The sequence below is a fragment of the Pseudochelatococcus sp. G4_1912 genome (assembly GCF_047501465.1).
Taxonomy (GTDB): domain Bacteria; phylum Pseudomonadota; class Alphaproteobacteria; order Rhizobiales; family Beijerinckiaceae; genus Pseudochelatococcus.
The window spans coordinates 699130-718825 of the sequence record NZ_JAZDRL010000002.1 but is presented as its reverse complement, the minus strand read 5'-3'; the positions used below and the strand labels follow the sequence as shown (position 1 = coordinate 718825).

Here is a 19696-nt window from a genome sequence, read left to right as displayed (position 1 = left end):
GGTCATGGTTGCGGTTAAAGCAGGTGACGTAGAGCGTGTTCTGGCAAGGCCAGACCCGAAAGCGGTTGTGTTTCTGGTTTATGGCCCCGACACTGGCCTCGTGTCCGAGCGCGCAAAGCGGTTAGCGGAATCGGCCGTTACTGATCCGGCAGACCCGTTTCAGATGGTGCGGCTTGAAGGCGATGATGTGGCTTCCGATCCGCTGCGTCTGTTGGATGAAGCTAACACCATCGGTCTGTTCGGCGGGCGACGCGCCATTCGCATCAGCGCAACTTCACGCAATCTGGCCCCTGCGCTAACGCCGTTGCTGGCCACCCCGCCGCAAGATGCAGTTGTTATTGTGGAAGCGGGTGATTTGCAGCGCTCTTCGCCATTGCGCACGTTATGTGAGCGTTCTGGTGCAGCGCTTGCCATCCCTTGCTACGCGGATGGTGCGCGCGATATTGCCGGGCTTGTCGATAACACCCTGCGGGAACATGGCCTGACGATTGAGCGCGATGCACGCAATGTGCTGGTATCCTTGCTCGGCGGCGACCGTGTTGCAAGCCGCGCGGAAATTGAGAAGCTCGCGCTTTATGCTCATGGACAGGGCGAAATCACGCTCGTGGATGTCCATGCAGTTGTTGGCGATGTGTCTGCGATGGCGTTGGATGCAGTGGTGGATTCAGCATTTGGCGGCGATCTTGTCGCGCTCGATCATTCTTTCACACGCCTGATGCGTGAGGGGTTTGATGCCAGTGTGTTGCTTGGTTTCGTCCTGCGCCATGGTATGATGCTCTTGCCCGCACGCAACAATATTGAAGCAAACAATGGCTCACCATCATCAGCGGTAGAGAGCATGCGCGCCCTGCATTTCAAGCGCAAAACCACTGTCGAGCGTCAACTACGCTTATGGACAAGCGCCAACCTGACACGCGCCGTGCGTGATCTGGGCACGGCGATGGGAACCACCCGCCGCAATGCAGCTCTTGCATCCGAACTCGCACAAAAAGCACTGTGGAACATAGCCCTAGGAGCAAAGCGCGCCGCAGCACGTGGATAAGCCGAGTCCTTAAAAAGCCAAAGGATTGTTCGTTAAAGCAGCGGCATCCGGCATATCGACTGCAAGTTCGCCATTGAAAGCCCCCCATAGTCGACGCACAAAACTCTCATCAAGATCGCACAGGATAAACACAAGCTTGGTTGTGTGGTCGGCGTCTGGCCATGCGGGCAAGGTCATTGGCGGGTGGAACAGGTGCTGCACGCCCTGGACGATAACAGGATGATCAAGGTCATCCGCCAGCTTCACAATGCCTTTGACCCTCAATAAATTTGGGCCGTGCGCCGAGCGAAGCAGCTCAAGAAACGCATCAAAGCGCCCACGCCCAATTGGCTTATCTGTAGAAAGGCAAAAAGCGCGAATACGCTCATCATGCCTATTCACATCATGGTGGTGCACGTGATGGTGGCCGTGATCGTGGTGCCCATGGTGATGGTGATCATGCTCATCTTCGATGGCCTCGGCATTTAGCCAACGGCGCACATCAGGGATTTTTCCTTCGATATCAAATAACCCTGCATTCAGCAGATTAGCCGCCGTTGCCTCGCCTTTCGCAGCATCCAATATGGGAGCCGCTGGATTGAGTTGACGCAGGCGGACAGAAAGAGCGCGCGTGTCATCGCTTACGAGGTCACTTTTCGTCAGCACAATCCGATCCGCTACTGCAACCTGCTTCACTGCCTCCGTATGCGTATCAAGCGTGTGAACTCCATTTACTGCATCGACAAGCGTGATCACGCCATCAAGCGCAAAACGTAGGCTGAGATAAGGGTGATGAATAATCGTATGCAGAATAGGCGCCGGATCCGCCAGCCCCGTAGTTTCAATGATGACCCGCTTAAATGGCGTAATTCGACCATTGTCCCGTCGACGCAGCAAATCCTCAAGCGTCGCAATCAGATCCCCCCGGATCGAGCAGCACAAGCACCCGGACGAAAGTAGCATCAATCCTTCATCCGCTGTCTCAACCAGTAGATGATCAAGGCCGATTTCACCAAACTCATTGATGATAACAACCGTATCTGCAAGCGCCTGCTCCTGCAGTAAATGATTGAGCAGTGTTGTCTTACCCGCGCCTAAAAAGCCGGTCAGTACCACCAGCGGCAATGGAGGAAGGCGGCCTGAAGGACGAACAATCGATGGTGCAGAATGGTCACTCATGAATTTTGCCCTAGCGCGGATTCAAACGAAATTAAACCAAGAGTCACGGAATAAGCGAATTATTCCCGCTTCTGTTCCCGGCGCATCAACGCATACGCCAGCATAAAAGCCAACTATATCCTTCTACCTTGTTCTTAACATTGGCATGCTGGCAGCGTTACACTTCTTTCACACCACGAACAGCTTCTTTAATAATGTTTAATTCTCGCCATTTCCCCCGCACAGAGATTGCCGATCTCTAAAGCACCTGATAGCTTTGATTTTAAGTACTTTTTCAAATGGCGGAGTCAAAGCTACTGTTTTGCTTTCTGAACATTATAGGCATTTTCTCATGACCCATGGAATCGGCCAATCTAACGCCTCTGGCGACAACATAATTGGGCGTCCCCCAATTACAATTGAATTCAAGAGCAGCAATTGCGACTCGTTACCCAACGAACGCCTATCGTTCGCTTATCATTTTCGCGAAATTTATGCGTATAATAACAGTATTGATTTAATCAACTCCTTCAAGAAAGCATCCCCAGATAGCGAAGACTCTAAGAGTATTTTAGAGCAACTGTTGCAACAGAAGAGCTACATCAAAGAATTGATAGTATATGCAGAAATGCGCGTAGCTGATAACTGCAGGCGCAACACTAAAACAGAAGTAAGCGATCAAAATAGACTTAGAGACCTCCGTAACATCCTTGATGCAATTAGCAAAGCTGCTCCAGAGTTGCATAACAATGATCAAGATTAGTTTGGACTATATCTAAGCCTGACAAAACTCACAGTCACCTATCTGCACATTAATGCTGCATTTCATTGCCGAGGCGGAGGCATCTGGCTCTTTGCCTTGCCCTTTGAAGCTGCTGATTGTTTGGTTGCCGCTTGCTTGCCTGTGGCAGACTTGGTGGTGGTAGTCTTGCTGGCATTTTTCTTATCAGGACGGGGCTTTATCACGCGTTGCAGAACGACAGGCGCTGAGCCTGATAACCCTGCGGGTGTTGCTTCTGTTGCCACAAAGGCTTTCGCCGTATCAGGTAATTTCGCAGTGCCGGTTTTCTTGCCCAAAGATGTTTTGCCCGCAGATGTCTTCCCCATGGCTGTCTTTGCATTGGAGCTATTCGCAGCTGGTTTTGCTACAACCTGCACCTTCGGTGTGAGCAAAGTGAACACTGGAACCGGCGCCATTTCTGCACGCTTGATCAAAGTACCCGGTCTGTCACCTGCAATGCGTGTGAATGCTGGCTGACTAGCGCTGGTCAGAAAAGCAAGTGCTGAGGAGTCATCACCTGCACTGGCATGCACTGGCGCATTGTCATCATCTGCAAGATTGTTGCGATTCTTGCCGCAGACCATTTCGCGTATATCGGGCGCTGTTCCTTCGCTAACGAAGGGAATTTCCTCCAGCTGGCGTGTGCCGGTCAGACGTCCGGAAAAGCCCATATCAAAAAGCTGCGCTGCACGGATTGTACGCGCGGTGGCATTACGCTCGCCCAGCAACACTACGATCAGCTGCTGATTGCCACGTGTGGCGGTAGCGACAACGTTAAAGCCAGATGCGCAAATAAAACCGGTTTTCATCCCCTCAGCACCAGGATAACGACCGATCAGCCCATTCGTATTCTGATATATCTTATCGCCCAGCTGCACACCACCGATACCATAATAAGACCGATACTGCGGAAAATCATGCAGCAGTGCCTGCGCCAATATGGCCAGATCACGCGCGGAAACACGTTGACGGGGATCCGGCAGACCATGCGGATTAGTGAAGTAGCTGGTGTTCATACCAAGCCGACGCGCTTCAACATTCATAGCGGCCGCAAAGCCATCCACACTGCCGGCGACACCTTCTGCCAGCACAACAGCCAGATCATTGGCGGACTTCACCAGCATCATTTTGAGTGCGTTATCGATAGTCAGCACAGTGCCAGGCAAAAAGCCCATTTTGGATGGCTGCGTTTTCGCCGCATTCACAGAAACCGTGAGTGGGCTATCAAGCGAAAGCCGTCCTTCTTGCACTTCCTTAAGCACCAGATACGTGGTCATTAATTTGGTGACAGATGCGGGATACCACGGCTCGCCAGCTTGCTCTTCATAGAGAACGCGCCCGGTGCCAGCATCAAGCAACAGTGCGGGACCAGCATGGGCAGAGGCCGTCAATGTGAGGACAAACGATGACGCCAGCAGCGCAGCACTTACCGCTGCCTTGCGTAATTTTGCAAATGTCGTGCACGTCATAGCTGTTCCCAAAACAGTTGCATCCATATGATAATAAGATCCCATCATTGCCCCAAACCGTTTTTAGCCACTGGCGTACCAATGGCCAATCACGATAACGACATGAGGACAATGTTCATTGATCTCTCATATCAATGCGGCACGCGCATGACGTCCTCATCCAGAATGCACCCTTTGCGACGGCATGTCGCATCAGGGCACGCGATGCGTTGCTTCTTCAGGTGTAAGCGCGGTGAGGGCCAGCGCATGTAGCCCCAACTCAAATTCCTGAGAAAGCAACGTATTGATCATGCGGTGGCGATCCACCCGGCTCTTGCCATTGAATATCTCTGCAATGACTATCACATCATAATGCGTTTCGCCCTCTTCGCGCCAGCCACCATGGCCAAAGTGTTTCTGGGATTCATCTCGCACTTCAAGCATTTGTGGCGAAAGCGCCTCTGTAAGACATGCCGCCATCCGGGCAGCCCGCTTACCGATTATGGGCGCTTTCGCCGAAATTTCTGTCCCCGACATGATGGACTCCTTTTGTCGTTTTCCGTGAACTCGGCTATTCTCGAATGGTTATTGTCGTGTTTAAACGGGTCTTGTCTAACATGGAAATTCTCCCCATAACGTCAGTCTCATGAATCTGAATTCTCGCATCTTCGACCGAATCCGCACACGTCCAAAACGCGCTGAGGAAGCTCCTTCTTCGGCAACGCCCATTTGCGAGCATGCCGGATGCGCCGAGCGCGGACAATTCCGTGCGCCAAAAGGCCGTGGGCAGGAACGAAAGTTCTGGAACTTTTGCCTGGAGCACGTGCGCGCATACAACCAATCCTACAACTATTTCGATGGCATGCCTGACCACGCCGTTGCTGCATACCAGAAAGATGCAACCATTGGGCATCGCCCCACGTGGGCCATGGGCGTTAACCCATCTGCACGCGATGCTTTTCGCGCAAAGAAACCGACTGGGGGCACCCAAGGTACTGGCGCCTATGAAGTTGACGACTCGCTGGGCATGTTCGGTGCACGCATGCACCAAGCCCGCAACGCCCCGGCCGAAGAGAATCGCCCACGCTTGTCTGGCACCGCACTCAAGGCACTTGATCAGCTGGGGCTGGATGCCGGCGTCGACTCAGCCACGATCAAGGCACGTTACAAATTGCTGGTGAAGCGCTTCCACCCTGATGTAAACGGCGGCGATCGCTCGCTAGAAGAACGTTTACAGGAGATTTTGCGCGCTTATAACATCTTAAAAGCCCTCGGAATGGTCTGAAAACGCCACTTCGTGCATCATCAGGCAATGAAAAGAGCAAATTATTGCTAACGGCGCTAAATCGGGATTGACGGAATCGGGCAAGGCGGTTAGGAACCATCCCTGAAATGAGCAGAACTTCCTGGTAGCTGCAGATTCTGCGGCGGCTGGGTTTTATTATTTTTTTACCGGCATATTCCATATATGTCGGATGGAGAACGGTTCGATGAAAATTCGCAATTCGCTGAAGTCGATCCGCGACCGTCACCGCGACAACCAGCTCGTGCGTCGCAAAGGCCGCGTGTACATCATCAACAAGACCCAGAAGCGCTACAAGGCGCGTCAGGGCTAAAATGGTAGCGATCGCCTCACGGCTAACGTCTATCGTCATCTAGCGGTCTCTGGAGAAATCCAGGGGCCGTTTTTTTATACATGATGCAGAAAAGGCCACTTACCGGGTGAACCGCTTCCTGCCCCATCAAATGCCCGATTGGGCCCTCTCGATGCCATTGCACGGTCTGACCTGGCCGGGCAAAGCAGAGGCTTGGCAAGCAGCTTTCACCCCGTCGCCCACGTATCTGCGTGAAATCACCGATGCAAACCATGGCAGCGATACGACCCGCAATCTGCTGATTGAGGGCGATAACCTGGATGCCCTGAAGCTGCTGCTTCCCCAGTATGCGGGTACGATCAAGCTGATCTATATCGACCCTCCCTACAACTCGGGCAGCCGACTGCTTTACCGCGATAATTTTCGCGCCCCGCCAACACCTGATGATATCTCACCCGGATCAGACTGGGTGCGCGCTCATGGGGGCTGGTTGTCGATGATGGTTCCCCGGCTGATTCTGGCGCGGCAGATGTTGCGTGAGGACGGGATGATTTTCATCAGCATCGGCGATGAAGAACTCGACACCCTTACCCAGATCGGTCGCGAGATTTTCGGGAATGATAATTTCTGTGGCCATCTCATCTGGGAACGCAAGAAAAAACCCTCCTTTCTCGACGCCCAAATGGGGCGCGTCACAGAATATATCGTCTGCTTTGCGTGCAACCGCGACAAGGCACCAGCATTCGCAGCCGGCACTGTGACGCCGGGAAAGAAATACCCCTTTAACAATGCGGGCAATGGATTACAGATTCTTACATTCCCCGCACACTCGGTGGCCTTCAACTGCAGCGATGGCCAAATTGCGCCTCAGGATATGTCGGGTGGCAATATCTATACCGTGCTGCTTGATGCAGTAACGATTGAGGGTGGTACCAACCGCAACACCTTCAGACTTAATGGGGAGTGGCGCTATTCGCAGGCGACACTTGACGCATTGCTGGCTGAAGGCGCGCGCATCACAATCAGCAAGGCACCGTTTCGCCCCAATCTCATCAGCAAGTCCACCGCGCGCAAAAAGACGGCCAGCCTGCTATCCTATCGCACCAATGGCATTCCCACGAATGAGGATGCTACCGCTGAGCTCCGGCAGTTGTTTGGTATTGATATCATGTCTTACCCCAAACCTACTGGATTGCTGGCCTATCTGATTGATCTTGTGACAGATGACGGCGACATGGTGATGGACTTTTTCGCCGGCTCCGGCACCACCGCCCACGGTCTTTGGCGCGCAGATATCGCAAGAGGCATTCAGCGAAACTTCATTCTGGTGCAATCGGCAGAACAAACTCGTCAGGAACGTGCAAATGGAAAATGGAAAACCAGCCCTGCATGGAACGCTGGCTTCCCAACCATCTTCACTATTGCACAGGAAAGGCTGAAGCGCGCCAGTGATGCATTAGCGGAAAAACACGCTACTGATCTTAGCTTTCGCACTTTCCGTGTCGAGCCATGCTCCCCAACAAAAGCTGCTGACTCTTGACAACGATTGTCGTATCCATACAACACTGTTGTGCGGATGCATCATATTTACGCATACTCAACGTTGACAATTTCCAGGAGCGGCGCGCTATTGGTCCACATGGCAGACAATATGCATAGGCGTGGAGCGCGCGTTTCGGGTGTTATCGGCACATTTGCGGTGGCGCTGGGGCTGGCGTCCGCGCTGGTCACTTTTCTCGTTCTCGCGGGTATGACGCCGATTCTGCCTACGCATTCTGTGGTCCTGTGGGCGCTGGTGGGCAATGGCATTCTGGTCGCGCTGCTCACGGGGATCGTGCTGTGGGAAACATGGGCGATTGTGCGCGCGCGTCGCGCTGGCGCGGCGGCAGCTGGCATTCATGTACGCATCGTTTCGCTCTTCAGCCTGGTCGCGGCATTTCCGGCGGTGCTTGTTGCGATCGTTGCCTCGATTACGCTGGAGCGCGGACTTGATCCATGGTTCACCAATTCGCTGAAAGCGCTGATTGCCAATACATCCGAAATTGCAGACGCCTATCGCGACAGCCAATGCCGCAATCTGGCGCGCGAAACGGATCTCATGGCATCGGATCTCAACCGTGCCCTGGTGCTTTATCGTGCTGATCGCAAGCTGTTTCAGGATTTTCTACGCTCGCGTGCCATGTTTCTGGGCTTTCCCGTCGCCATGCTGGTTAAGCCTGATGGCACGGTGATTGAGCGCATTGATGCGAACGAGAAAGACAAGCTCCCCGGTCCCAGCAAGGCCGATATTGAATCCGCAAATACGGCTGATCCCGTGTGCCTGATACCGGAGACCGGCAATCTTTTCCGCTCGATCCTACGACTGCAGTGGGAGGAAGAGGCGCTGCTTTATGTCGCCCGCCCTGTTGATCCGCGCGCCGTCGAATTCCCGGCGCTGGCTGAAGTAGGCGTTGCCTATTATCAGGCGCTAGAGGAAAAGAAAGTCGGCATTCAGATTGCCTTCGCATCGATGTTTGCGCTGGTAGCGCTGATTGTTTTGCTATCAGCTGTGTGGTTCGGTCTCAACCTCGCCAACCGTCTTGTTGCGCCAATTCGTCGGCTGATCCATGCGACGGATCAGGTTGCCAGCGGTAACTTTTATGTGCGCGTGCCAGTATTGAAGAAAGAGGGTGATCTGGGGCATCTCAGCACCACCTTCAACAAAATGACCACCGAACTGCGTCAGCAGCATGACGGCCTCATTGAAGCAAATGAGGTGATCGACCAGCGTCGCCGCTTTATGGAAGCAGTGCTTGCGGGTGTATCTGCCGGCGTGATTGGCACTGATGGTGAAGGCATCATCAACATCATCAACCGCTCTGCAGAAGCGCTGCTGGGCACCCCTGCTGCTGAACTGGTTGGGCGGCAGGTCAATGAGGTTATTCCCGAAATTGCCGATCTGGTGCTGGAGGCACTGGGCGTGGGCGCGACATTCGGTGACAAACGCGGATCCCAAAATCAGGGACGCGGACAAGGCCGCGCACAAGGACAGGTCTCACTTTCACGCGGCGGGCGCGACCGCATGCTGAACGTGCGTGTCACCAGTGAGAAGGATGAAGGCGACGATAAGGGTTTCGTGATCACGCTTGATGACATCACAGGCCTTGTGGCAGCCCAGCGCACCGCCGCGTGGGCTGATGTTGCAAGGCGCATCGCGCATGAAATTAAAAACCCTCTAACGCCGATCCAATTGTCCGCAGAGCGCATCCGCCGCAAATATGGCAAGGTCATCACCGAAGACAAGCAGGTGTTCGATCAATGCGTCGAAACCATTGTGCGGCAGGTTGATGATATCAAGCGGATGGTGGACGAGTTTTCCTCTTTCGCGCGCATGCCCAAACCCTCACAGGCGGATGAGGACATCGTCGAGACTGTACGGCAGGTTCTGTTCCTGATGCGCGTTGGCTCACCCGATCTTTCCTTTAAGGATGACTTGCCCAACACGCCGATCATCGCCCATTTTGACCGCAGGCTTCTGTCGCAAGCGCTGACCAACATCATCAAGAACGCGACTGAAGCCGTGAAGGCCGTGCCTGAAGCTGAGCGCGGACCGGGGTTGATTCATATCGGCGTAAAGCAGGAAGCGGGCAATGTTGTTATTGAAATTACCGATAACGGCAAAGGTTTCCCCCGTGAAAACCGCCATCGCCTGCTTGAGCCCTATATGACCACGCGTGAAGGCGGCACCGGCCTCGGCCTCGCAATTGTTGGCAAGATCCTTGAGGATCATGGCGGCGGTATTCAATTGCTCGATGCGCTTAGCGGGCGCGGCGGGCGTGTCGTGCTCTGGCTTCCCATGCAAGGCGCGGATAGCGACGCCGGAGCGGACACTAAAGGGGCACGCACCCCTTCATCATCATTATCACCACAAACCGCCGATGCTGATGAAGTAATCGGCCACAGCCAACCGGGGGCGCACACATGAGTGCTGACATCCTCATTGTCGACGATGAGACCGATATCCGTGAACTCGTTGCAGGTATTCTGGAAGACGAAGGCCACCGCACCCGCACGGCCGGTAGCTCGGATGATGCACTCGCCGCAATTGAATCGCGCAGGCCACACCTGGTGTTTCTGGACATCTGGCTTCAAGGCAGCCGCCTCGATGGCTTGCAGGTTCTTGACATTATAAAAGAGCATCACCCGGAGTTGCCGGTTGTCATGATCTCGGGCCACGGTAATATCGAAACCGCTGTCTCGGCTATTAAGCGCGGTGCTTACGATTTTATCGAAAAGCCATTTAAGGCTGATCGTCTGGTTCTGGTTGCAGAGCGGGCGCTGGAAGCCTCGCGGTTGCGGCGCGAAATCAAGGATCTTCGCTCCCGTTCAACGCAAGCCAGCCGGATTGTCGGCCATTCGCCGATGATGAACCAGCTACGCCAAACGGTGGAGCGCGCCTCTCCCACCAATGCGCGAATTCTGATTACTGGTGCTCCCGGTTCGGGCAAGGAGCTCGTGGCACGCACAATTCATAATGCTTCCAGCCGCGCTTCGGCCCCTTTCGTCGTCATCAATGCAGCAACAATCACACCCGAGACGATGGAGCAGGAACTCTTTGGCGTAGAGAGCGCTGATGGGCGCGGACGGCGCATCGGCGCGCTGGAAGAGGCACACGGCGGCACGCTCTATATTGATGAAGTCGCCGACATGCCTCGCGAAACGCAGAGCCGTATTCTGAGGGTACTGGTTGATCAGAATTTCCAGCGCGTTGGCGGCACGACGCGTGTGCATGTCGATGTTCGCATCATCGCCTCTACTGGCCGCGACCTTGCGCATGAGATTGCCCAAGATCGCTTCCGCGAAGATCTCTATCATCGCCTAAGCGTCGTGCCGATCCGTGTGCCATCGCTTGCCGAACACCGTGAGGACGTGCCGGAACTGATCGCATTCTTCATGGACCAGATTTCGCAGTCTACAGGCCTGTCAAAATGTACAATCGCAGAAGATGCCATGGCCGTTCTGCAGTCCCATGACTGGCCGGGCAACGTTCGCCAGTTACGCAACAATATTGAACGGTTGATGATTTTGGCGAGCGGCGACACGGATGCGCCTATTTCCACCCAAATGCTACCGGCAGAAATTGGCACACTTGTGCCCACGACACCTGCGGGCACTGGGGGCGAAAAGCTGATGAGCCTGACATTGCGCGATGCGCGCGAAATTTTCGAGCGAGAATATCTTATTGCCCAAATCAACCGTTTTTCGGGCAATGTCTCCCGTACCGCTGAGTTCATCGGCATGGAACGCTCTGCTTTGCATCGCAAGCTGAAATCACTCGGCATCGGCGGTTGATCGCAACTATTCGAGCAACGTGCATTCGCATTGATGGTTCACTTGAATGCGAAACGTTCAGCGCTCTCAATACAAAACCCCCGACATTGCCTGTCGGGGGTTTTTTGCTGCCTGCTCTACTTGAACCTTGCGCTACAACAGGAAGCAGATACTCAGTAAGACATGCTCACGCGTGCGTTCAACGTGAAATCCCCTCGCTTTGTAATCACGCCATTCTTAAGCGCCCAGCCAGCCGACATTGAAGCCGTCATATTACTGGCAACCCGCATATCAAACCCTGCACCAGTTCCCAGCAAGACCACATCTTCCGGCCCGATTATCGCAGCTGCAAAGTCAGAGTTGGCAAAGTTATGACCGTAAGCATAATCCAAGAAGACGTAAGGTGAGAAGCTATCAAGCGCAGCTGGCACAGCAGCTTCACCTTCAACAGGTTTAGGCTTAAACAGATTCAGCAGAGAAAACGCTGGTAAACGCAGCTCGTTGCGCAGCACAAGGCCTGTATCAACAGCCGCATCATTCGAGGAATAACCACGAACTGCCGCTGCACCGCCCAATGAAAGTTGTTCGGTATCAGGCAATGCCTGACCGCTAAGCAGACCTGTAAAACTGGTATTGGCACTGAAACCACTAAGCCCTGGAATTGAGCTTAATGGCATACTGCGTTTATACTGCGCCAATCCATATACGTATTGCGCAGAATTGACGCGTCCATTGGTCTGTATCTGCCAGACACGGTCCGTATTGCCTGGTAACACGCCGCCGGGATTAGCAACAACACGCAAGTCGAGCATATTCGTTGCCTTGTCAGCACCCTGCCAATAGCCTGAACCACCCAGTATAATGCTGAAAGTTGAAGAATCGCCGCGAGCAAGATTAATGACATCATAGGCCGTATGACGTTCGGCCCACTTCAGCGAGGGTCCGACATAGAGCTCCGTCTGCGCTGGCGCATCTACCCACAGATTGGAGAGAGCTGTACGATATAGAATTGGTAATTCAAATGTCGTATTGCGGAAGGACAAGACACGATCAAACGTTTCCTGCCGCGTGGCAACAAAGTTGGGTGCGATTTCAATGCCCTGACGGTAGAAGGTTGGAATAGCAATGCGACCTGCATGGCTTATGTACCCTGGCCAACTCTGCCCGGACAACCTGCCCCTCGACGGCATTTTCCAGAAATCGTCGCTGCCCGTGATCTGGTATGAAAGCGTCATATCATTAAGCGCTTCGATACCCGCAGCAAAACCCGCAAAATAACGATCATGTCCGGTTGCTTCACTACCGGTATTGGAATAACCGCCATAAATGCGCCATGGCTTTTGACGCGTGATAGTAAGCGTAAGATCTGTGCTGCCAGGGGTTGTGCCTGGTTCGAACACACCGTTGATCTGACGATAAGGAAAGCGATTTAACCAATCGATATCTTCAGAAAGCTGACTTGCATTAATCAGCTCACCACGCTGGGCGCGCAGTCCCGCAGCATGTGGCACAACGCCATTAATAACAGGGTCGCTCGATTTAACCTCACCAAGCCTGTAAGGTACGACCTGCAACTGCAGCACACCACTGGTAACTTCTTGCGGAGGTGTCGTAACCGACACGAACGGCTTACCGGCACTACGATAAGCCTCAACAACCGCCACACGAATTTGTGCGATCAACTGTTGCGACAAAGGTTGATTCAGAAACGGCCGTACCGCAGCTTCGAGATCGGCCGCAGGCACTCCCTCAACATTATCAACCGTAATTCCGCGCGCAGGTGAAGTGAGTGCTTCTCCCTCCAATCCGAAAAGCCGCACCCCTTGTACATCAACGCCGAGGGGCGTTGTGTCTTCAGATGGCAGGATACGTTGTGGGGTAAGGTCATTCCGAGGCGTTTGCACTGGGGGTGGCAGGTTTCGTTCCAGCGCCACAGGTCGCTGAGCCCATGCCGGAGCAGTATAAGTTAACGACACCAAGAGCATTGAAGCAATAAATTCTTTTTTTCTTGAACTAATGCTCACTTAAGTCGTCCCTTATCTGCATAAATCCATTTAATACATGAATTTGCATTCCCACTGAAAGATTTGAATGCCCTAAATGATATCTAGTGGCATTCCATCGTTCACTTTCGTTAACCTAAAAAATAAACCTTTATAATTTGTAAACATAACAAGCATCAATTGAAATACGAGCTATTTGCACGCAAATACAAATAAAAAATTCGATGCAGCACGCAACATAAATCGCATCATGATCTTCTTTAAAGAATTGATATATATAGATATTTCTACGTAAATCACATATTTTCCGAAGAAAAAATCATAATTAATAAATGTGTTAATTCATAGTAAATATAAAAGAAATATCAAAAATAATAAACATATAAAGAAATAAGTTTTTAATACATATCGATTTTCATACTTTAAATTTGCCTATATTGCCAACGCATATATTGCAATTGCTTCCTAATGCATTCATTGATGACACAAACCTGCATAACAATGTAGCGCTAGCAGCAATTACAACTTTACATAAAATGATATTTGAAATTTAAAGCATAGGCGTCACACGCATGTATTAGAGCTTACTCAAAGCTACCTACGTAATTAAACGGACCACATTGCGCGTTTGCACCTTCATCTCGAGCTTTTAAGATTTTCTAGGGGATTACTGTAACAATCCACTTGAAAAAGCATGATCTGCACGTCTCCACTCTTGCGACTCGCTGCGTCCTCAATTATTTTGCGATCTTAATGGAGGGGTGGCCGAGTGGTTTAAGGCACCGGTCTTGAAAACCGGCGTGGGTGAGAGCCCACCGTGGGTTCGAATCCCACCCCCTCCGCCACAATCCCCTCCCAGACAATTCCAAACCTTCCCGAACGCCTTGAAAAACAAAGCGTTTTGAAGCATAACTCTCCCTATCGTTCTCTTTTGTTCTTTTTCGTGATCTGCGAAGCCCACATCAAATGCGGGCATCAGTGCGGGCACTAAACCAAAAGGGTGCGGGCATCGAGTTTAGGGGTAGAATCATGCTGACAGACACCAAGATACGTAAGGCAAAGCCAGCCGAGAAACCGATCAAAATGGCGGACGGTGAAGGCTTAACCCTTGTAATTGCCCCAACTGGCAAAAAGCTTTGGCGCTATCGGTATCGGTTTGAAGGCCGCGAGAAACAGCTCGCGATTGGTGAATACCCGGAAATCACACTGGCCGATGCCCGCGATGCCCGCATCGCTGCGCGGGCATTGCTGAAAGAAGGCAAGGATCCATCAGCCGAAAAGCGCAAGCGCCCCGCCGTTCCCGATACGAAAACGACATTCGAGTCCCTTGCCCGCGAATGGCACGATCTTAACAAAGACCACTGGACGACCACGCACGCCTACGAAGTAATGCACTCGCTTGAGCGTGACGTTTTCCCAAAGCTGGGCACGCGTCAGATCACCACGATTACCGCCCCTGAGGTGCTTGAGGCGCTACGCCTCATTGAGGCTCGCCCTGCAATCGAGACAGCAAGGCGTGTCCGGCAGCGTATGTCAGCGGTGTTTGTCTATGCCATTGCATCGGGTTTGGCTGAGAATGATCCGGCAGCAATCGTTGAAAAAGCACTGAAGCCGCTCAAGCGCGGACGCCAGCCCGCACTCACCGATCTCAACCAAGCACGGGAGATCCTGAGGCGAGCAGATGAAACACCCGGCAAGCCGCCCACAAAGCTGGCGCTACGATTACTTGCATTAACAGCCCTGCGCCCAGGCACGCTTATTACAACGCCATGGTCGGAGATGGAAAAGATCGACTGGAATGGCACGCCCATCTGGCACATTCCGGCAGCACGTATGAAAATCCGGCTGATCCACAAAGACGACCCGACGCGCGATCATCTGGTGCCGCTATCTCGGCAAGCTATAGAGGTGCTGCAGGCACTGCGTAATCTTACCGGTCGCGGACAATATCTATTTCCCAACGACCGGCACATCAATAAACCCGCAAGCGAGAATGCTATTGGCTATCTGCTCAACCGTGCCGGATATCACCAAAGGCATGTGCCACACGGCTGGCGCTCAACCTTCTCAACGATCATGAACGAGCGCCACCCATCCGATCGCTTCATTATTGACTTCATGCTGGCGCACAGCCCGAAAGATAAGGTTGAGAGCGCTTATAATCGGGCCGCATATCTTGAGCGCCGTACTGAACTGGCGCAAATCTGGGCTGACCTCCTGATGGAAGATCAAATGCCCATTGAAGAGCTTATTGCTGGACCTCGGCGAGCATCTCCCCTTTAGCCAGGGGGAGATCGCGCATCCAACGATCAAGATCACTCTTGCGCCAACGCACCATGCCACCACTCAGCTTAACGGCTGAGGGGAACTCGCCAGCAGCCGCCTTACGATAAATCGTGGATGCCCCCATCCCCGCGATTTCCTTAACCTCTGAAATTTTCAGCAGACGGTCGCTCTCATCAATAAAAGCCATTTTATTCCTCCAGTAATGTTATGTGGCTAAATTTTTGTTTTCAGGCAGCACACCGAAGCGCTGCCGGACAATATTGCTGAAGACGGCTCAACCAGAGATCAGCAGCCTTCGGCCATGGAAACGGTTTAATACTAGGCCCCCGCACAGGCTCAGCCCGCTCAACCTGCTCATTCCAAGATTGCTGCGATGGCCGCATGAGATCGCGCTTTTCAGTCGCCAGCATGCGTAAATCCATTGATTCAATATGCTTTTGGATAGCCACTGACGGCGAAGCAAGCCCCGCAGCCCTCCAGATGGCAACATCAATGAGCCGTCTAAATGCTTCAAGGACATGCCCAATGTCCCTCCCCTCCTGCCCCACACCATTCATGCGGCCCAGCGCTGCAAGCGCTAGGGTCACAGGTGTCGGGATGTCGCCGATGTAAGCTTCATGCGCATCATGCAACAGGAAATACGCTGCAAGATCAGCCCTAAGGGTTTCCTGATACAACGCATCAGCTCCATGCACGCAATGCTGCGCAATCGAATAAAAGCCCTCCGCCGCACCATTAAACCGCGCCTGTCGCGCAAGCTGAGGCGCAACATCGTTGACGAAATCAATCTGCGCGACATCAGGAGCCAAAAGCCGAAACGCCCGCCCTGAAGCCGTCTGTGTCCAGATATTGGTAATGTTCATAGGAATCTTCATGAGGTTAGCGCCAGCGACCACACGCCAACAGCCAGGATAAGAACGGCAACAGCGCAAAGATCGATCAAGTCACGGATGCAATTGCTGAGCAAACCACTTACCGGCTCTGCGCCTGCACTGTCAGCATCAGTGGCATCCCATTGGCGGAGATGCTCATCCATAATGGACATTCAAGCGTCCTGCAGCGCAAGGCGACGGGCCGCATATTCACGAGCATCCTCAATGTGCTCAATAATCTCAGCACACGTGAACCCAGCATTCAGCAGGTCCTGTATCGTGCAGGCTCCATTGCTTACAGAGGCATCAAAAAGAACATTCCCCATGCAAACAATAGTCGCATCAACAGCCTCACGCGCACTCAGCCTTGAGGTGTTGCAATAGGCATTACGAGCCATAACGGCCGCTCCTTCATTTCATCGATCATTAAAAATGTCAGATGAAACCGTGCCCAGCTTCCCAAGCCATGCGGCTGATCGCCCTGAGGCATCAGCAGCTCCCATCCAACGATTGATGACAGCAAGATATCCGCAAAATCGGACACTTCAACTAAATATCGTCAATTGACGATATTTTTATGGGGCAAAAAATGATACATGAAATTAAACATCATGCATTATTTATAATTTTCAATAAGTTACATGGCGGTACAAGATTATTGTATTGCAGCAGGATAAGCGCATTTTGCGGATACCTTGAGGCTTTCCACGCTCTCAGCCGAACATAAGCTAATCCACACAGACAAAAGCTGTGCGACTGGAATCGCTAGCGAAGATCTAAGCTTTTCAGCGGCGGGAGGCCTCTGCTGCAACGCTCAAGAGGTCAACAACCTCTACACCAAGCGCTTGAGAAAGCTCATATAGCGTAATGACTGTAGGGTTCCGCCGCCCCCGCTCCAAGTCACTAAGGTACTGCTGGCTAAAGCCCGACAGAATTTCCAGCTGCTCCTGCGTCAGCCCCTTCTCGCGTCGAATACGAGCAAAATTCTCGCCAACTAATTTTCGCATGTCCATGCGCTTGATAATTGACAATTACACACTATAAGTTTATCAACTATAATATGTAATTTGATGGCGATTATGCACGAACCCCTTTGATTGCAATGGAGATTAGGATGAAACCAATTATTATATCTGCGATATTCCTGCTAACCGCCGCCAATGCGGAGGCTGCATGCAACAAGCATGGTAATTGCTACAACGGCAATGGCAGCGGCTATAACTACAACACCGGGAAAACATGGACCAACAGAGGCTCAAGCGGCATCGATAGCCGTGGCAATCATTGGAATTATAATAATAGAACCGGCACCTATAATAATTATGGCACAGGCGAAATCAGACAACATAGAAATAGGTGGTGACCTCGTCCCTATGGAATAATCTGTATTGAATTTCAGTCTGATCATGTGAATGCCAAAAGCGAACCAAGACTGGATAACACCTGGCAAAAATGTCAGCTATTGCCGAGACTAAAAGTCACATATAGAATGTTTTACACCTATTACGCAGACCTCAGCGTAGAGCCATCCGTGCATGCTATACGCTAAAGCGAATAAACATGAATTATACGCTCTGCCGTATATAACGAATATATACCCTATCGCGTATATTGAATATATATACGCGATAGGGTATATTTACGGCAGAGAGGCAATTATGAGCAATATCGTCCGCACTCCGCCACAGCTTGGGGCCGCCATACGCAGGCATCGCAAGCTTCAATCCCTAACCCAAACGCAACTCGGCGAAAAAACCAAGTTGCGACAGGCAACTATTTCCCAGCTGGAAAATGGTGAGGGAGGCGTTCAGCTCAAAACACTGACTGACGTGCTGGCAGCGCTCAACCTGGAGCTGACCATTCAGGAGAGATCCGCCTCGACGAAAGAAATCGAGGACCTGTTCTAAATGGCGCGCACCAGAAAGAACCCGCCCCTACGCGTGCTGTTAAACGGCCTCGATGTTGGCATGCTGACGCGCGCCAGCAGTGGTGCCATCGACTTTCAATATGCGCGGGAATGGCTTGACTGGGAACACGCCATCCCCGTCTCGCTTTCATTACCGTTGCGAGAAGATCGCTATATCGGCGCGCCTGTCATCGCAGTGCTTGAGAACCTTCTGCCGGACAACAAAGCCATTCGCGACCGTGTTGCAGCAAAAGTTCGAGCTAGCGGAACGGATGCATTTAGCCTGCTAAGCAAGATCGGTCATGACTGTGTTGGGGCATTACAGTTTCTGCCCGAAAACCAGAATGCCGGCAAAGCCGGAGCCATCGAAAGCCATCCCATTAGCGATGAGGAAATCGCACGAAAAATCGCCGACCTGAAATCAGCACCGCTTGGAATGGATGAAAACGAAGATTTCAGAATTTCCATTGCGGGAGCACAGGAAAAGACCGCCCTCCTCTACCATGATGGCAAATGGCAGCTTCCAATCGGCACCACGGCCACAACCCACATCATTAAACCGCAGATCGGCGAAATACCCAACGGCCTTGACCTCAGCAACAGCGTTGAAAACGAATACCTGTGCCTGCACCTCTGCAAAGCTTTTGGCCTTAATGTCGCGAACGCAGAGATCGTTGACTTCGCAGGCACCAAGGCACTTGCAGTCGAACGGTTCGATCGCATCTGGACGCGCGACGGACGCCTACTCCGCAAACCTCAGGAGGATATGTGCCAGGCTCTCTCTGTGCCCCCAATCCTGAAATATCAATCTGATGGTGGCCCGGATAATCAGGCAATCATGCAACTGCTCAAAGGCAGCGACAGGCCTATGGAAGATCAACTGGCATATCTCAAAGCACAGATTATTTTCTGGCTTATCGGCGCAACTGACGGCCACGCTAAGAATTTCAGCATATTCCTGATGCCCGGAGCACGGTTCAGCATGACGCCCCTCTACGACGTGCTCACCGCCCAACCGAGTGTCGATTCCAAGCAGATCAACATCAACAAGCTCAAACTGGCGATGTCTGTTGGTGACAACAACCACTACAAAATAAACGAAATAACCCCTCGTCATTTCCTGCAAACGGCCGATCGATGCAGTTTCGATAAGGGGATTATTAGAGCAGCAATGGAGGAGATTCTGGAAGCAGGTCAGAAAACTGCCTTAACCTGCATTGAATCTTTACCTGTTAAATTACCAGAGGCGCTTGTTGAATCCACAATCAGGGGCATTAAACAACGGATAAGAAGTATTGAGCTTTGGGCAGATTAAC

19 protein-coding genes and 1 tRNA gene are annotated in these 19696 nt (G+C 52.3%); 11 read left to right on the top strand and 9 right to left on the bottom strand.

Features of this window, described 5'->3' with window-relative positions; genetic code table 11:
• The first annotated feature begins 4 nt into the window (after positions 1–4).
• Complete coding sequence (gene holA, locus VRZ32_RS10445) at positions 5–1042, top strand: DNA polymerase III subunit delta (RefSeq protein ID WP_414525670.1); 1038 nt, start codon at positions 5–7, stop codon at positions 1040–1042.
• Between the two features lie 9 nt (positions 1043–1051).
• Here the strand turns inward: holA and VRZ32_RS10440 are convergent, their stop codons facing one another.
• Positions 1052–2200: a CobW family GTP-binding protein gene (locus VRZ32_RS10440; protein ID WP_414525669.1), complete on the bottom strand. Its 1149-nt coding sequence runs from the start codon at positions 2198–2200 to the stop codon at positions 1052–1054.
• A gap of 331 nt (positions 2201–2531) precedes the next feature.
• On the opposite strand from VRZ32_RS10440, the gene VRZ32_RS10435 reads away from it, so the two are divergent.
• A complete protein-coding gene (locus VRZ32_RS10435) occupies positions 2532–2942 on the top strand; it encodes a hypothetical protein (RefSeq protein WP_414525668.1) in 411 nt (136 codons plus the stop codon).
• A 62-nt stretch (positions 2943–3004) separates the two neighbouring features.
• Here the strand turns inward: VRZ32_RS10435 and VRZ32_RS10430 are convergent, their stop codons facing one another.
• On the bottom strand, positions 3005–4429 hold the full coding sequence (locus VRZ32_RS10430) for a D-alanyl-D-alanine carboxypeptidase family protein (RefSeq protein WP_414525667.1): 1425 nt from the start codon (positions 4427–4429) through the stop codon (positions 3005–3007).
• A 192-nt stretch (positions 4430–4621) separates the two neighbouring features.
• The gene (locus tag VRZ32_RS10425; protein WP_414525666.1) at positions 4622–4945 is read right to left on the bottom strand and encodes a BolA family protein; all 324 of its coding nucleotides are present in this window, start codon (positions 4943–4945) and stop codon (positions 4622–4624) included.
• 109 nt (positions 4946–5054) lie between these two features.
• Between VRZ32_RS10425 and VRZ32_RS10420 the strand changes: the two genes are divergently transcribed.
• The 5 genes from VRZ32_RS10420 to VRZ32_RS10400 all read left to right on the top strand — a co-directional run bounded on the left by VRZ32_RS10420 (position 5055) and on the right by VRZ32_RS10400 (position 11334).
• Positions 5055–5693, top strand: a complete 639-nt coding sequence (locus VRZ32_RS10420) for a J domain-containing protein (RefSeq protein ID WP_414525665.1) — start codon at positions 5055–5057, stop codon at positions 5691–5693.
• A 205-nt stretch (positions 5694–5898) separates the two neighbouring features.
• On the top strand, positions 5899–6024 hold the full coding sequence (ykgO, locus tag VRZ32_RS10415) for a type B 50S ribosomal protein L36 (RefSeq protein WP_283740292.1): 126 nt from the start codon (positions 5899–5901) through the stop codon (positions 6022–6024).
• 151 nt (positions 6025–6175) lie between these two features.
• Positions 6176–7543, top strand: a complete 1368-nt coding sequence (locus VRZ32_RS10410; RefSeq protein WP_414525664.1) for a site-specific DNA-methyltransferase — start codon at positions 6176–6178, stop codon at positions 7541–7543.
• Between the two features lie 111 nt (positions 7544–7654).
• A complete protein-coding gene (locus VRZ32_RS10405) occupies positions 7655–9967 on the top strand; it encodes an ATP-binding protein (RefSeq protein ID WP_414525663.1) in 2313 nt (770 codons plus the stop codon).
• Positions 9964–11334, top strand: a complete 1371-nt coding sequence (locus VRZ32_RS10400; protein WP_414525662.1) for a sigma-54-dependent transcriptional regulator — start codon at positions 9964–9966, stop codon at positions 11332–11334. Before VRZ32_RS10405 ends, VRZ32_RS10400 begins: the two co-directional genes overlap by 4 nt.
• A gap of 152 nt (positions 11335–11486) precedes the next feature.
• Here the strand turns inward: VRZ32_RS10400 and VRZ32_RS10395 are convergent, their stop codons facing one another.
• Positions 11487–13289: a ShlB/FhaC/HecB family hemolysin secretion/activation protein gene (locus VRZ32_RS10395; RefSeq protein ID WP_414525661.1), complete on the bottom strand. Its 1803-nt coding sequence runs from the start codon at positions 13287–13289 to the stop codon at positions 11487–11489.
• 782 nt (positions 13290–14071) lie between these two features.
• Between VRZ32_RS10395 and VRZ32_RS10390 the strand changes: the two genes are divergently transcribed.
• Positions 14072–14161 (top strand) — tRNA-Ser (locus VRZ32_RS10390).
• A gap of 184 nt (positions 14162–14345) precedes the next feature.
• A complete protein-coding gene (locus VRZ32_RS10385) occupies positions 14346–15599 on the top strand; it encodes a tyrosine-type recombinase/integrase (protein WP_414525660.1) in 1254 nt (417 codons plus the stop codon).
• Here VRZ32_RS10385 and VRZ32_RS10380 read toward each other — a convergent pair.
• The 5 genes from VRZ32_RS10380 to VRZ32_RS10360 form a co-directional block, all read right to left on the bottom strand.
• Entirely contained in the window at positions 15565–15789 is a 225-nt protein-coding gene (locus VRZ32_RS10380; protein ID WP_414525659.1) for a helix-turn-helix transcriptional regulator, read from the bottom strand. The genes VRZ32_RS10385 and VRZ32_RS10380 overlap by 35 nt on opposite strands.
• A gap of 40 nt (positions 15790–15829) precedes the next feature.
• The gene (locus VRZ32_RS10375; protein ID WP_414525658.1) at positions 15830–16477 is read right to left on the bottom strand and encodes a hypothetical protein; all 648 of its coding nucleotides are present in this window, start codon (positions 16475–16477) and stop codon (positions 15830–15832) included.
• Positions 16474–16647 carry a hypothetical protein gene (locus tag VRZ32_RS10370; RefSeq protein WP_414525657.1) on the bottom strand — a complete coding sequence of 58 codons (174 nt, stop codon included), beginning with the start codon at positions 16645–16647 and terminating at the stop codon, positions 16474–16476. Before VRZ32_RS10370 ends, VRZ32_RS10375 begins: the two co-directional genes overlap by 4 nt.
• Positions 16648–16872 carry a hypothetical protein gene (locus VRZ32_RS10365; protein ID WP_414525656.1) on the bottom strand — a complete coding sequence of 75 codons (225 nt, stop codon included), beginning with the start codon at positions 16870–16872 and terminating at the stop codon, positions 16648–16650.
• 387 nt (positions 16873–17259) lie between these two features.
• The gene (locus VRZ32_RS10360) at positions 17260–17487 is read right to left on the bottom strand and encodes a helix-turn-helix domain-containing protein (protein ID WP_414526195.1); all 228 of its coding nucleotides are present in this window, start codon (positions 17485–17487) and stop codon (positions 17260–17262) included.
• Positions 17488–18132: 645 nt separating this feature from the next.
• On the opposite strand from VRZ32_RS10360, the gene VRZ32_RS10355 reads away from it, so the two are divergent.
• The gene (locus VRZ32_RS10355; RefSeq protein WP_414525655.1) at positions 18133–18381 is read left to right on the top strand and encodes a helix-turn-helix domain-containing protein; all 249 of its coding nucleotides are present in this window, start codon (positions 18133–18135) and stop codon (positions 18379–18381) included.
• Positions 18382–19695 (top strand): type II toxin-antitoxin system HipA family toxin, encoded by a 1314-nt coding sequence (locus VRZ32_RS10350; RefSeq protein ID WP_414525654.1) that lies wholly within the window; start codon positions 18382–18384, stop codon positions 19693–19695.
• Position 19696: the final 1 nt, after the last annotated feature.